This window comes from Rhizobium sp. BG4 (assembly GCF_016864575.1).
Taxonomy (GTDB): domain Bacteria; phylum Pseudomonadota; class Alphaproteobacteria; order Rhizobiales; family Rhizobiaceae; genus Rhizobium.
The window spans coordinates 3101057-3115307 of sequence record NZ_CP044125.1 but is presented as its reverse complement, the minus strand read 5'-3'; the positions used below and the strand labels follow the sequence as shown (position 1 = coordinate 3115307).

Below are 14251 nucleotides of genomic sequence, written 5' to 3'. Positions count from 1 at the left end.
GAAACATGCATCTTTTCAAAAGCCTGTTCCTGGCTGCCGCACTTGCGGGCGCAGCCACTGCCGCTTCCGCAGCGCCCCAGAATTTCATCTATACCGGCGCCGGTGAACTCGACGGCCTCAAGGACCTGCTGTCGCGCGCCGATATCGGCGGCGCGCAGGTGGTCTATAACTGGAAGATGCTGGAGAAGACCAAGGGCGAATACGACTTCTCGCCGATCGAGAAGGACCTGGCGATCGCCGAGAGCCTGAACAAGAAGCTGTTCATCCAGGTGCAGGACCGCTTCTTCAGCCCCAAGGCCCGCAACATCCCCGACTACATGCTCGAAGGCGCCGAATATGGCGGCGGCCTCGCCCCGCAATTCGACAATCCCGGCGAAAACAAGGGCATCGGTTCCGGCTGGGTGGCGCAGCAGTGGAACCCGGCGGTGCGGGAGCGCTACCAGGCGCTGATCTCGGCGCTTGCCGCCAAGTTCGATGGCCGCGTCTACGGCATCAACCTGCCGGAGACCTCGATCGATCTCGATCCGAAGAACGAGCCGAAGGATTTCTCCTGCGATGCCTATTTCGCTGGCGAGATGGAAAATCTCGGCTTCGCCCGCAGGGCGTTCTCAAAGTCGATGGTGGTCCAGTATGTCAACTTCTGGCCCTGCGAATGGGAAAACGACCACAAATACATGAGCCGTCTGTTCGACTTCGCGGCGAAGAACAATATCGGCCTCGGCGGCCCCGATATCGTGCCGAACCGCAAGGCGCAGATGAAGAACTCCTATCCGTTCTTCAACCAGTACAAGGGCAAGCTCGCCTATGTCGGCATGGCCGTGCAGGAGCCGACGCTGACCTACAGGAACCCGCAGACCAGGAAGCCCTTCACCAAGGAAGAATTCACCGCTTTCGCCAACGACTATCTCGGCGCCAGCGTCATCTTCTGGAGCACGAAGAGCCCTTGGCTCAAGAAGTAGCCGAAAGCCTCGTCTTCATCCCGGCAATCGCCCGGCGGAAGACATGATGATCGTCGAGGGCGCGCGACAGAACCAGCGCGCCCTGGATACCGAGAACCGCGGCCTCCGCCTCCTGCTGTGCAATACCCTGCTCTACCCCGCTGCGGAGAAGAGCGCCTACGAGCGCATCCACCCACCGCCGGAAGTAACCGTTGATCGCCTCGCTGAAACGCTCGCGCGTGCCATCGAGCGCAAAGGCGCCGACGAGGCAGATGCGCCCTCCGGAGCGGAAATAATCGTCGACGCCGCGCCACATCGCCTCGATCGCAGCCGAGGGCTCATCGCGGCGCAGCGGCTCGTAGATGAAATCCTCGAACCAGCGATCGACCTCCACGAGAACGGCAGCCGCCATCTCTTCCTTCCCGCCGGGGAAGAAATGATAGAGGCTGCCCTTACCGATCCCGGTGCGTTCGGTGATCCGGCTGAGCGTCGCGCCCTCATAGCCGAGTTCCCGGAAGATCTCGGCAAGCAGGGGCACGACATCGCGGCGTTCGTAGACGGTTTTCAGAGCCTTGCGTCCTTAGAGGCCGAGCTCTGACAGCCCCGGATGGTCATCCGGACGGCGGCCGAGCGGCCAGTGGAACTTGCGGTCCGATTCCTTGATCGGCATGTCGTTGATGCAGGCGAAACGGCGCTGCATCAAGCCGTCGGCATCATATTCCCAATTCTCGTTGCCATAGGAGCGGAACCAGTTGCCGCTGTCGTCGTGCCATTCATAGGCATAGCGTACGGCGATGCGGTTTTCGCGGAACGCCCAGAGCTCCTTGATCAGCCGGTAATCCAGCTCCTTGGCCCACTTGCGGCTTAGGAAGGCAACGATCTCCGGCCGGCCGTTGACGAACTCGGCGCGGTTTCTCCAGGCGCTGTCGGGCGTGTAGGCCAGCGACACCTTTTCCGGATTGCGGCTGTTCCAGCCGTCCTCGGCAAGGCGCACCTTCTGGGTGGCGGTTTCAAGCGTGAATGGGGGGATAAGTGCAGTCATTGTCATATCTCCTGTACCAATAGGAACGTATTGTACTTATCAGTACAGAGGAAGCAAGGGACGCGCCTGCGGCATTCGCGCACGGATAGAAGAATGCCGTCGCGCCCACGTTTCTGACGCAATTGGACGGTTTGTTCCTGCCGCAGCGCACAATCGGAAGGGGAAACCATGCACCAGCAGAAGACCCGCATCGAATGGCTGGATATCGCCAAGGGCCTCTCGATCATCCTCGTGGTCGTCTACCACACCCTGCTCTACCTGAACTTCCACGAGATGGCCCCGGCCCTCTACACCAAGATCAGCAACATCATGGCGCCGATCCGCATGCCCCTGTTCTTCTCGGTGTCGGGTTTCCTGGCCGCTTCGGCGATGCGGGCCACATGGCCGGATTTCTTTAGGAAGAAGATCTGGACCTTCGTCTGGCTGTTCGGCGTCTGGAGCACGGCGCGCTGGCTTTATTTCCGCTATGTCCACACCAACGGCCTCGTGCCCTCGGAGGGGTCGGATTCCTATCAGCTCATCGAAATGTGGTGGGCGCCGAATACCGGCATCTGGTTCATCTGGGCGCTGGCGATCTTCATGACCGTCACCAAGCTGCTCTCCTCGGCGCCGCGCATCCCGGTCATCGCCGTCGGCACGATTCTCTCGATCCTCACCTTCGGCGGCTATCTGCCGATCGAGCTCTTCACCCACCGCAATGTGCTGCAATATTTCGTCTTCTTCGCCTTCGGCTGCTGGTATGGCAGGCTGATCGCCGAAACGCTGACCGAGCGCCCTCTCCCCTTCGCAGCCGGTGGCTTCGCCGCATTCATCCTGCTGCTGGCGCTGCGCAGCCGCCTGCAGCCGATCGAGCCCGGCCTCTGGGCCTTCGCCTCGTCGATCGCCGGTCTCTCATGGCTGTGCGGCATGGCCGTGCTGATGTCGCGGCTGAAGGCGCTGCGCGACGTCTTTTCCTATTTCGGCCGCAACACGCTGCCGGTCTACGTCACCCATGTAATGATTGTCGCGGGCATAGCCGGCCTGATCGCCACCCTCGTCGAGCCGTCACCATCGATCGGCTATCTCGCGGCACCGCTGATCTGCGTCACCGCCATCACGCTGTCGCTGGCAATCAAGGCAGCCGCCGACCGCGCAGGCGCCAGCTGGCTCTACAGCCCGCCGATCAGGCGCGAGCGGGCGGTGGCGGCGGCCTGATCAGGCATCGCTCAGCGTCCGCTTCACCGCATTCTTCCACCCCTTGAGCTTGGCGGAACGGGTCTTCTCATCCATGTCAGGCTCGAAGCGGCGGTTGCGCTTCCAGTTAGCCGAGAAACTCTTGCGGTCGGGCCAGACACCGGCACGGCTGCCGGCGAGCCAGGCTGCCCCCAGCGCCGTCGTCTCCAGGATCACCGGCCGGTCGACGGGCGCGTCGAGCAGGTCGGAGAGCCGCTGCATCGTCCAGTCGGAGGCGACCATGCCGCCATCGACGCGCAGCACCGTGTCGTCGCTGCCGTTCTTCCAGTCCTTCTGCATCGCATCGAGCAGATCGCGGGTCTGGTAGCAGACGGCTTCCAGCGCAGCGCGGGCGAATTCCGCCGGGCCGCTGTTGCGTGTCAGGCCGAAGATTGCCCCGCGCGCCTTCGGATCCCAATGCGGCGCGCCGAGACCGGTGAACGCCGGCACCAGATAGACCTCCTGCGAGGGATCGGCATTCTCGGCGAGCTTGCCGGTCTCGCCGGCCGTGTCGATGATGCCGAGACCGTCGCGCAGCCACTGGACGGCCGCTCCGGCGATGAAGATCGATCCCTCCAAGGCATAGGTCGTCTCGCCGTCCAGCCGGTAGGCGATCGTCGTCAACAGCCGGTTCTTCGAACGCACCATGTCGGAGCCGGTATTCAAAAGCGCGAAGCAGCCGGTGCCATAGGTGGATTTCAGCATGCCAGGCTCGAAGCAGGCCTGGCCTATCGTTGCCGCCTGCTGGTCGCCGGCAACTCCGAGGATCGGGATCTCGGCGCCGAGGATCGACTTCTCGACGATGCCGAAATCGGCAGAGCAGTCCTTCACCTCCGGCAGCATGGCGGCGGGAACGCGCAGGATCTCCAGCAGGTCCTTGTCCCATTCGTTCTCGGCGATGTTATACATCAGCGTGCGCGAGGCATTGGTCGCGTCGGTGACGAAACTCTTGCCGCCGGTCAGCCGCCAGATCAGGAACGTGTCGATCGTGCCGAAGCAGAGTTCGCCCTTGGCGGCGCGGGCGCGCGCACCCTTCACATTGGCGAGCATCCAGGAGAGCTTGGTGCCCGAGAAATAAGGATCGAGGATCAGGCCGGTCTTCCTGGTGAAGATCTTCTCGAGGTCCTGGCGCTTCAGGTTTTCGCAATAGCTCGCCGTGCGCCGGTCCTGCCAGACGATGGCATTCTGGATCGGCTTGCCGGTTTCCCGCTCCCAGACGACGACGGTCTCGCGCTGGTTGGTGATCCCCAATGCGGCAATGTCAGTCGCCTTCACCTTCGCTTCGCGCAGCGCCATCTGGATCGTCGAAACGACGGAATCCCAGATTTCCTCAGGGTCATGCTCCACCCATCCCGAGCGCGGATAGATCTGCGTGAACTCCTTCTGGCCCACGCCTGCGATCTTCATCTCGCCATCGAACACGATCGCCCGTGTCGACGTCGTGCCCTGATCGATCGCCAGAACATATCCGCTCATCCCTGCCCCCTTCCATGAAGCTCTGATGCTTTCAGATAGATCATTTAAGAGGCAGAAACGAAAGGGAAAAGAAAGCCGAGCGCAATTTTGCCCCTCGTCAGATCGCCGCTTTACAAGCCGCGCGGCGCGTGTTTAAAAGGTGCCAACGACAGGGGTGCTCCGTATAGCCGGGGCTGAGATGCGGCTGGCATGGCCTCAAACTCTTTAGCTGATCTGGATAATACCAGCGGAGCGAGGCGAGCGATGTTTTCTGGCGCACAAATTTCCCTTTACCCGATGACCGACCGTTTCGTCGACGTCATCCTGTCTGCCCTTCCGGCACTTGATCCCTATCGCGAAAAGCTCAGGATCGAGACCGACGACATCTCGACGCTGATCGTTGGCACGCCCGATATCGTCTTCGCCGCCATGCGCGATCTCTATGTTGCGGGCTCGGCAGACGGCATCCACGCGGTGCTGCGCGCCACCATCTCCCGCGGCTGCCCCGGCGAGCCCGATGATCCCATGTGCCACACCGAAGCCCTTACCGGCCCGGTCCTGCCGCTTGCCGAGCGCAAGGCGTCGGCTCTCGAAGCGGTCGCTTCCGCCCCGGTCACCGGCCGCCATGCAGCCGCGCAGTTCTCGCTCTATGTCATGGGCACCGGCGATCACATGGAAGAGATCTACGGCTGCATCGACTTCCTGAAGAACTCAGGCGTCTTCGACCGCTCGAAGAATTTCTGCACCCGCGTCAAGGGCGATGCCGGCGCGGTCTTCGCAACGATCCACGAAGCCTTCGTCCGCTTCGGGCCGCCGAACGGCCATGTGACGATCGATCTCACCGTATCGGCCAACAGCCCCTCCGCCGTCTGATCCCAGCGTCACGTCAGGATCCTGCCGATGCCGAGATCTGTCCGGTTGCCGGGCCTTGCCGCCCGTTTTCTTCCCGCCATCCTCTCCGTCGGCGCCCTACTCGCCGCCTGGGAAAGCTATGTGCGCATCGCCGGCCTCCCGCCCGCGACGCTGCCCGCACCCTCGCGCGTTCTCGCCCAGGCCTTTGCCGAACGCGCAGCACTGCTGGCAAACAGCTGGCCGACATTGCAGGCGACACTGGCGGGTTTCGCGGCCTCCCTCCTCATCGCCTTCGTGTTTTCGGTGCTGATCGATTTCGTGCCGCGCCTGCGCTCGGCGCTGATGCCTGTCTTCGTCATCAGCCAGACGCTGCCGCTCGTCGCCATAGCGCCGCTCATCGTCCTCTGGTTTGGCTTCGGCCTGCTGCCGAAAATCCTGCTGGTCGCCCTCGTCACCTTCTTTCCGATGCTTGTGGCCCTCACACGCGGCTATGCCGCAACCGAGCCGGAGATCGAGGAACTGCTGACGACCATGGGCGCCTCGCGCTGGAAGCGCTTCTGCGCCGCCCGCCTGCCGTCATCGCTGCCCTATTTCTTCGCCGGTCTCAGGATATCGATCACCTATGCCGTCGTCGGCGCCATCTTCGCCGAATATGCCGGGGCCGCCCGCGGGCTCGGCATCTACATCCTCAACGCCAAGAACAATTTCCGCGCCGATCTCGTGCTTGCAGCCGTCCTCGTCAGCGCGCTGCTGACGCTCTTGCTGTTCTCACTCGCGGTCCTCGCCGAGCGCCTCACCATGCCCTGGCACCGGGCAAACGAGGATGACCCGGAATGAGCAGCGCGTCCCTTCTCGACATCGAAAACCTCAGTTGCCGCCTCGGCAATATCGATGTGCTCGCCGGCATCTCGCTGCACCTGAAGCAGGGCGAATTCATATCCGTCCTCGGCCCCTCCGGCGCCGGCAAATCGACACTCTTCCGGCTGTTGACAGGCAGCGCCACCGCATCCGCCGGCAGCATCCGCATGAACGGCCAGCCGCTCGACGCCGCCGAACGCCCCTTCGCCTTCATGCCGCAGCGCGATGCGCTGATGCCTTGGCGGCGGCTGATCGACAATGCCGCACTCGGCCTGGAGATATCTGGCATGCCCCGCCGCGAGGCTAGGTGCCAGATCGAGCCGCTGCTCGCGGAATTCGGCCTCGCCGGCTTCGAGAACAGCTGGCCGCATGAACTCTCCGGCGGCATGCGCCAGCGCGCCGCCCTGCTGCGCACGGTGGTGCAGCAGCGCCCCATCCTGCTGCTCGACGAACCCTTCGGCGCCCTCGATGCGCTGACGCGGCTGAAGATGCAGCGTTTCCTCGAGGCGCTCTCTGCCCGCCGTGGCCTCTCGGTAGTCCTGATCACCCATGACGTGCGCGAAGCCGTGCTGCTCTCCGACCGCATCTACGTCTTCTCGCCCCGCCCCGCCCGCGTCGCCCTCGAAATCGACGTCCGCCTGCCCCGGCCGCGAACGGAACCGGGAAAGCATCAGGCCGAGATCATCGCAATCGAAAACCGCATTCTCACAACGCTCTTCGAAGGAGAAGCCGAACCATGACCATGCCGATCATCACCCGCCGCACGGCGCTTGCAGGCATTCTCGCCTTGACCGCCGCACCGCTTGCCGTCCGCGCCGCAAGCCCCAAGGTCTCGGTCGCCCTCGACTGGACGCCGAACACCAATCACATCGGCCTCTACGTCGCCCGGGAGAAGAATTTCTACCGCGACGCCGGCATCGAGGTCGACATTCTCCCCTATACCGACACCTCTGCCGCAACCCTCGTCGCCAGCCGCGTCGCCGATTTCGGCGTGCTCGACTCGATCGGCCTGATGACCCAGCGCGCCGCCGGTGCCGATCTCGTCGGCACTTTCGCGATCGTCCAGAAGGAGACCGGCCGCGTCGTCTTCAAGGGGGACCGCACCGACATCAAGACGCCGAAGGATCTCGACGGCAAGACCTATGGCGGCTTCGGCAGCGCCTGGGAAAATGCCCTGCTCGGCTCGATGATCAGGAACGCCGGCGGCAAGGGCGAGTTCGAGACCGTGACGCTCGGCACTTCCGCCTATCAGGCGCTCGACAATGGCGCTGTCGATTTCACGCTCGAAGTCTATACCTGGGAAGGCGTTCAGGCCGAGCTCGAGAAGAAGGCCCAGCGCGCCTTCGTCTATGCCGATTACGGCGTGCCGGATGAACACACCGCGCTCCTCGGCACCAGCAGCGCCTATCTCTCGGAAAAGCCCAATCTCGCCCGCCCCTTCATGCAGGCGACGCGACGCGGCTATGAATTCGCCGCCGATCATCCGGATGAAGCAGCCGATATCCTGATCAAGGGAACGGACGGCGCGCTCACCAATCCGGACCTCGTCAAGGCATCGCTGAAAACGCTAGCCTCCGACGGCTATTTGCGCACCGCCCCCGGCAAGGCCGGTGCCATCGACCCGGCAAAGATGAAAGCGATCGGCGATTACCTGTTCGACGCCGGCATTTTGAAGGATGCCGATGGCAAGGTGCTGACCGCGCGCCCGGATTTTGCCGCCGCCTTCACCACGACGCTTCTCGCCGGAAGCTGAGAACGCCATTCGGCGATTGTCAGCCGCAAGGCTTTGCGCATAACCTTGGTCCAACCCGGACCAAGGAGAAGCGCTTATGAAAAGAACCGTCGTCGTCACCGGCTCCACCAGCGGCATCGGCCTGGCGATCGCCACCGCCTTTGCCGGCAAGGGCGACAACGTCGTCATCAACGGCTTCGGAAAAGCCGAAGAAATCAAGGCGATCACCGAGCGGCTTGAATCACTTTCAGAGGGCCGCGCCCTCTACCATCCGGCCGACATGACCAAGCCCGCCGAGATCGCCGACCTGATCGAGACTGCAGCGAAAACCTTCGGAACGGTCGACGTCCTCGTCAACAATGCCGGTATCCAGCATGTCGAGAAGATCGAGGACTTCCCCGTCGACAAGTGGGACCAGATCATCGCCATCAATCTCTCGAGCTCCTTCCATACGATGCGATCGGCCATTCCGCACATGAAGGCGAAGAAGCATGGCCGCATCATCAATATCGCCTCCGCCCACGGCCTCGTCGCCTCGCCGTTCAAATCCGCCTACGTGGCGGCGAAACATGGTATATTAGGACTGACGAAAACGGCGGCACTCGAGCTCGCTGAGTCGGGCGTGACCGTCAACGCCATCTGCCCCGGCTACGTGCTGACGCCGCTGGTCGAGAAGCAGATTCCAGATACGGCCAAGGCCCGCGGCATGACCGAGGAGCAGGTGAAGACCGAGGTGATCCTGAAGGCGCAGCCGACGCATGAATTCGTCAAGGCCGAGGAGATCGGCGCGCTGGCGCTCTACCTCGCAAGCGACGATGCCCGCCAAGTGACCGGCACGCATATCTCGATTGACGGGGGCTGGACTGCGGCATAACCATTTAGAAAAACAAGAATAAGGAACATCATGAACGACGCCATCCGCTTCATCCTCAATGGCGAGGACATCACGCTCAGAGATGTCCGGCCGACCGAAACGCTTCTCGATTTTCTGCGTTTGAGGCGCCGGCTGACCGGCACGAAGGAAGGATGCGCCGAAGGCGATTGCGGCGCCTGCACGGTGCTGATCGGCCGTCTCGTCGACGGCAAGCTCGCCTATGAATCCGTCAATGCCTGCATCCGCTTCATGGGCTCGCTGAACGGCACCCATGTCGTGACCGTCGAGCATCTGGCCGCCAAGGATGGCACGCTGCATCCGGTGCAGCAGGCGATGGTCGATTTCCACGGCTCGCAATGCGGCTTCTGCACGCCTGGATTCGTGATGTCCCTCTACGGTCTCTGGCTTTCCAGCGAAAAGCCCGGCCGCCCGCAGATCGAAAAGGCGCTGCAGGGCAACCTCTGTCGGTGCACGGGCTACGAGCCGATCGTCAAGGCGGCGGAAGCGATCGCCAGGGCGCGGCCGAGCACGCTCTTTGATCCCCTCGAAAAGACCCGCTCCGATATCGTCGCCCGCCTCTGGGCGCTGCAGCCGCGCGAGACGATCACCATTACCTCTGACGCAGGCAAGCTGGTCATCCCGGGCTCCGTCGAGGGGCTGGCCCGCATTCTCGCCGAAGAACCCACCGCGACCATCGTCGCCGGTTCCACCGATGTCGGTCTCTGGGTGACGAAGCAGATGCGCGCGCTCACCCCGGTCGTCTTCATCAATCACCTCAGCGAACTACAGGCGATCAAGGTGACCGAGGGCGGCGTGACCTTCGGCGCCGGCGTCACCTACACCAAGGCCTTCGAAGTGCTGGCCAAGAAGGTGCCGGCGCTCGCCGGCCTGATCAACCGCATCGGCGGCGAGCAGGTGCGCAACATGGGCACGATCGGCGGCAATATCGCCAACGGCTCGCCGATCGGCGACAGCCCGCCGCCGCTGATCGCGCTCGGCGCCACCGTGAAGCTGCGCTCGGCATCAGGCACCCGCATGCTGCGGCTCGAAGACTATTTCATCGCCTATGGCAGACAGGACCGCAAAGCCGGCGAATTCGTCGAGAGCGTCTTCGTGCCCTACCCGGCCGAGGGCACGCATTTCGCCGTCTACAAGATCACCAAGCGCCGCGACGAGGACATCACCGCCGTTCTCGGCGCCTTCTACCTGACGCTCGACGACAACGGCGACGTCCACGATATCCGCATCGCCTTCGGCGGCATGGCCGGCATCCCCAAGCGCGCCCGCACAGTCGAATCCGACCTGCTCGGCAAGCCCTGGACCGAAGCCACCATCGACGCCGCCCGCGACACCTTCGACGCGGATTTTCAGCCGCTCTCCGACTGGCGCGCCACGGCGGAGTACCGCCAGCTGACGGCGCGGAACCTGCTGACGCGGTTTTATCTGGAGACGGTGGGCACGCCGGTGGAACTCAAGCGGTTCGAGGGGGTGGCGTGATGAACATCGTGAGCATCTGCGCAAACAGCCCCCTCATCCGCCCTTCGGGCACCTTCTCCCCGAGGGGAGAAGGGATGTGCGGCGCCGTCTCGTTCCCCCTTCTCCCCAGCGGGGAGAAGGTGCCCGAAGGGCGGATGAGGGGGCCACGCGCACCGACCTGCGCCGTGGAGTCTCATCATGGATAAATCCACCTTCGAAAATCCAAAAGCCATGATCTCCGGCCCGATGCATGGGTCGCTGAAACATGATTCAGCGCATAAGCATGTCACCGGAAGCGCCGATTATATCGACGATATTCCCGAACCCGCAGGTCTCCTGCACGGCGCTCTCGGCACCTCCGACCGGGCGCACGCCGATATCCTCAGCATGGATCTCTCCGAAGTCCGCCGCCACCCCGGCGTCGTCCTCGTCTTCACCGGCAAGGACGTGCCGGGCATCAACGACGTCTCCTCGAACGGCAGCCATGACGAGCCGCTGCTTGCCGAAAGCAAAGTCGAGTTCCACGGCCAGCCGATCTTCGCCGTCATTGCCGAAACCCGCGACGCCGCCCGCCATGCCGCCCGCAAGGCGAAGATCGAATATCGCGATCTGCCGCACTGGAGCGATATCGACGGCGCGCTGGAAAATGGCAGCCCGCTGGTCATCACGCCGATGACGCTGAAGCGCGGCGAGGCGAAGGCCGAGATGGACAATGCGAAGCATCGGCTGCGCGGCCAGATGCGCATCGGCGGTCAGGAGCATTTCTATCTCGAGGGCCATATCGCCATGGCGATCCCCGGAGAGGACGACGAGGTCACCCTCTGGTCCTCGACGCAGCATCCGAGCGAGATCCAGCATATCGTCGGCCATGTGCTCAACATTCCCTCCAACGCCGTCACCGTGAACGTGCGCCGCATGGGCGGCGGCTTCGGCGGCAAGGAAACGCAGGGCAACCAGTTTGCCGCCCTTGCCGCAATTGCCGCCAAGAAACTGAAGCGCGCCGTCAAATTCCGCCCCGACCGCGACGAGGACATGACAGCGACAGGCAAGCGCCACGACTTCCTCGTCGATTACGAACTCGGCTTCGACGACGAAGGCCGCATCCATGCCGTCGACGCCACCTATGCGGCGCGCTGCGGCTTCTCATCCGACCTCTCAGGCCCGGTCACCGACCGCGCCCTCTTCCATGCCGATTCCAGCTATTTCTATCCGCATGTACATCTGCAATCGAAGCCGCTGAAGACGCACACCGTCTCCAACACCGCCTTCCGCGGTTTCGGCGGTCCGCAGGGCATGCTCGGCGCCGAGCGCTTCATCGAGGAGATCGCCTATGCCACCGGCAAGGATCCGCTCGAAGTCCGCAAGCTGAACTTCTACGGCCAGCCTGGCTCCGGCCGCACGCTGACGCCCTATCACCAGGAAGTCGAAGACAGCATTCTCGAGCGCATCGTCGGCGAACTCGAGGACAGTGCCGATTATCAGGCCCGCCGCAACGCCATCATCAGCTTCAATCGCGACAGCCGCTACATCCGCAAGGGCATCGCGCTGACGCCGGTGAAATTCGGCATCTCCTTCACCATGACCGCCTTCAACCAGGCAGGCGCCCTCGTCCACATCTATCAGGACGGCTCGATCCACCTGAACCATGGCGGCACCGAGATGGGCCAGGGTCTCTATACCAAGGTGGCGCAGGTTCTGGCCGACAGCTTCCAGGTCGATATCGACCGGGTGAAGATCACCGCGACCACGACGGGCAAGGTGCCGAACACCTCGGCGACGGCCGCCTCCTCCGGCTCCGACCTCAACGGCATGGCCGCCTATGACGCCGCCCGGCAGCTGAAGGAGCGCCTCGTCGCCTTTGCCGCCGAAAAATGGAGCGTCGATCCCGCCGACGTCATCTTCCTGCCGAACCGGGTGCGCGTCGGCGAGACCGAGATCCCCTTTCCGGATTTCGTCAAGCAGGCCTATTTCGCCCGCGTCCAGCTTTCGGCCGCCGGTTTCTACAAGACCCCGAAAATCCACTGGGACCGCGCCGCCGGCCGCGGCACGCCCTTCTACTACTTCGCCTATGGCGCATCCTGCACCGAGGTGACGATCGATACGCTGACCGGCGAATATCTCATCGACCGCACCGATATCCTCCACGATGTCGGCCGCTCGCTCAACCCGGCGATCGATATCGGCCAGGTCGAGGGTGCCTTCGTGCAGGGCATGGGCTGGCTGACGACGGAAGAGCTCTGGTGGGACGACAAGGGGCGGCTGCGCACCCATGCTCCCTCCACCTACAAGATCCCGCTCGCCTCCGACCGCCCGAAGGTCTTCAACGTCAAGCTGGCCGAATGGTCGGAAAACAAGGAAGCCACGATAGGCCGCTCCAAGGCCGTCGGCGAACCGCCGTTCATGCTGGCGATCTCGGTGCTTGAGGCGCTGTCGATGGCGGTGGCGAGTGTGGCGGATTACAAGGTCTGCCCTCGCCTGGATGCGCCGGCGACCCCGGAGCGGGTGCTGATGGCGGTCGAGCGGATGAAGATGGTTTGAGGGCGGTGGTTGTGGCCTACCCCCTCTGCCCTGCCGGGCATCTCCCCCACAAGGGGGAGATCGGCTGGGCGCATCCGCTCGCGCCACAGCAATACTCTGACATCCATTGTTTGGGGAAACCCGTGCTTCTTGCCGATCTCCCCCTTGTGGGGGAGATGTCCGGCAGGACAGAGGGGGTAACCTACCCACAAACCTATCCGTCAACCAATGACCGACTTCCACACCTTTCTCACCACCCACCTCAATACCGTCCTCATCGAGATCACCGGCACCCAGGGCTCCACCCCGCGCGAGACCGGCACCTTCATGCTGGTCTCGCCCACCGCCATCTGGGGCACGATCGGCGGCGGCCAGTTCGAATATCTGGCGATAGAAAACGCCCGCAACCTGCTGGAAAATAGCGGCACCGAGACGATGGACATCCCGCTCGGCCCGGAGATCGGCCAATGCTGCGGCGGCCGCACGCAATTGCGTTTCCGTAGGGTGACGGATGACGTTCTGAACGAACTTGAAGCAAAGCATATCGGCGAAGCCGAACACCGCCCCGCCGTCTATCTCTTCGGCGCCGGCCATGTCGGCCGCGCCCTCGCCGTGGCCCTCGCCCCGCTGCCGCTTGCGGTCACCGTCATCGAGACCCGCCAGGAAGAACTGGCAAACCTGCCTGCCGAGACCGCGACGAAACTGACGGCGATGCCGGAAGCCCTGATCGCGGCGATCCCCGCAGGCTCCGCGATCGCCATCCTGACCCACGACCACGCCCTCGATTTCCTGATTGCCCGCGAAGCGCTTGCGCGAACCGACCTCGCCTATACCGGCATGATCGGCTCGGCGACCAAGCGCGCCACCTTCTCAAGCTGGCTTTCGCGCGAGGGCGGCGAGAAGGCGTCACTCGCCCGCCTCACCCTGCCAATCGGCGGCTCTGCCGTGCGCGACAAGCGCCCGGAGGTGATCGCCGCCATGACCGCCGCCGAGATTCTGGCGGCGCTGGCAGCTTATGGCCAGCGCTCGAAATAATCGCGCGGTTCCCGGCCATCCAGGAACCCGAGATCGCGCCTGACCCGGTCGGGCATGGTGTCGACGTCGAGCCGCGAGGAATACACGAACGTGCGGTAGACCCATGCCCGGAAACGGGAGACAAGTGCGCGCGCCGGCAGCTCATTGTGCAGCTCACTGCGTTCGATCGTTGAGTCCTTCATGACAGTCACCTTCATTCAGTTGATGGTATGACTTGCAGTCTGCGCCTGAAAATGCTGCAATTCCAATCGAACGATCAT

The 14251-nt window shown here is 63.4% G+C and carries 14 protein-coding genes and 1 riboswitch; of the genes, 10 read left to right on the top strand and 4 right to left on the bottom strand.

Annotated features, from left to right (window positions below):
• Window positions 1-5 precede the first annotated feature (5 nt).
• The gene (locus tag F2982_RS15595; protein WP_203428380.1) at window positions 6-959 is read left to right on the top strand and encodes a hypothetical protein; all 954 of its coding nucleotides are present in this window, start codon (window positions 6-8) and stop codon (window positions 957-959) included.
• Here F2982_RS15595 and F2982_RS15590 read toward each other — a convergent pair.
• Window positions 949-1506, bottom strand: a complete 558-nt coding sequence (locus F2982_RS15590; protein ID WP_203430088.1) for a TetR/AcrR family transcriptional regulator — start codon at window positions 1504-1506, stop codon at window positions 949-951. The genes F2982_RS15595 and F2982_RS15590 overlap by 11 nt on opposite strands.
• Before the next feature lie 12 nt (window positions 1507-1518).
• Window positions 1519-1980: a nuclear transport factor 2 family protein gene (locus F2982_RS15585; RefSeq protein WP_130277752.1), complete on the bottom strand. Its 462-nt coding sequence runs from the start codon at window positions 1978-1980 to the stop codon at window positions 1519-1521.
• A gap of 168 nt (window positions 1981-2148) precedes the next feature.
• Between F2982_RS15585 and F2982_RS15580 the strand changes: the two genes are divergently transcribed.
• Window positions 2149-3174 carry an acyltransferase family protein gene (locus tag F2982_RS15580; RefSeq protein WP_203428379.1) on the top strand — a complete coding sequence of 342 codons (1026 nt, stop codon included), beginning with the start codon at window positions 2149-2151 and terminating at the stop codon, window positions 3172-3174.
• Here F2982_RS15580 and glpK read toward each other — a convergent pair whose 3' ends face one another.
• Window positions 3175-4668, bottom strand: coding sequence for a glycerol kinase GlpK (gene glpK / locus F2982_RS15575; protein WP_203428378.1), 1494 nt, complete (start codon window positions 4666-4668; stop codon window positions 3175-3177).
• Window positions 4669-4808: 140 nt separating this feature from the next.
• Window positions 4809-4920: riboswitch (TPP riboswitch) on the top strand.
• Between glpK and F2982_RS15570 the strand changes: the two genes are divergently transcribed.
• The 8 genes from F2982_RS15570 to xdhC all read left to right on the top strand — a co-directional run bounded on the left by F2982_RS15570 (window position 4912) and on the right by xdhC (window position 13991).
• Window positions 4912-5520 (top strand): YkoF family thiamine/hydroxymethylpyrimidine-binding protein, encoded by a 609-nt coding sequence (locus F2982_RS15570; protein ID WP_130277749.1) that lies wholly within the window; start codon window positions 4912-4914, stop codon window positions 5518-5520. Its footprint overlaps the riboswitch before it by 9 nt.
• A gap of 27 nt (window positions 5521-5547) precedes the next feature.
• Window positions 5548-6336: an ABC transporter permease gene (locus F2982_RS15565; RefSeq protein ID WP_203428377.1), complete on the top strand. Its 789-nt coding sequence runs from the start codon at window positions 5548-5550 to the stop codon at window positions 6334-6336.
• Window positions 6333-7097: an ABC transporter ATP-binding protein gene (locus F2982_RS15560; protein WP_203428376.1), complete on the top strand. Its 765-nt coding sequence runs from the start codon at window positions 6333-6335 to the stop codon at window positions 7095-7097. The genes F2982_RS15565 and F2982_RS15560 overlap by 4 nt, the downstream gene beginning before the upstream one ends.
• Window positions 7098-7099: 2 nt before the next feature.
• The gene (locus tag F2982_RS15555; RefSeq protein ID WP_203430087.1) at window positions 7100-8110 is read left to right on the top strand and encodes an ABC transporter substrate-binding protein; all 1011 of its coding nucleotides are present in this window, start codon (window positions 7100-7102) and stop codon (window positions 8108-8110) included.
• Window positions 8111-8186: 76 nt separating this feature from the next.
• Complete coding sequence (locus F2982_RS15550) at window positions 8187-8963, top strand: 3-hydroxybutyrate dehydrogenase (RefSeq protein WP_203428375.1); 777 nt, start codon at window positions 8187-8189, stop codon at window positions 8961-8963.
• Window positions 8964-8993: 30 nt separating this feature from the next.
• On the top strand, window positions 8994-10460 hold the full coding sequence (gene xdhA, locus F2982_RS15545) for a xanthine dehydrogenase small subunit (RefSeq protein WP_203428374.1): 1467 nt from the start codon (window positions 8994-8996) through the stop codon (window positions 10458-10460).
• A 177-nt stretch (window positions 10461-10637) separates the two neighbouring features.
• Window positions 10638-12977: a xanthine dehydrogenase molybdopterin binding subunit gene (gene xdhB, locus F2982_RS15540; RefSeq protein ID WP_203428373.1), complete on the top strand. Its 2340-nt coding sequence runs from the start codon at window positions 10638-10640 to the stop codon at window positions 12975-12977.
• A gap of 207 nt (window positions 12978-13184) precedes the next feature.
• Window positions 13185-13991 carry a xanthine dehydrogenase accessory protein XdhC gene (xdhC, locus tag F2982_RS15535; RefSeq protein WP_203428372.1) on the top strand — a complete coding sequence of 269 codons (807 nt, stop codon included), beginning with the start codon at window positions 13185-13187 and terminating at the stop codon, window positions 13989-13991.
• Here xdhC and F2982_RS15530 read toward each other — a convergent pair.
• Complete coding sequence (locus F2982_RS15530; protein ID WP_246777461.1) at window positions 13970-14173, bottom strand: hypothetical protein; 204 nt, start codon at window positions 14171-14173, stop codon at window positions 13970-13972. The genes xdhC and F2982_RS15530 overlap by 22 nt on opposite strands.
• Window positions 14174-14251: the final 78 nt, after the last annotated feature.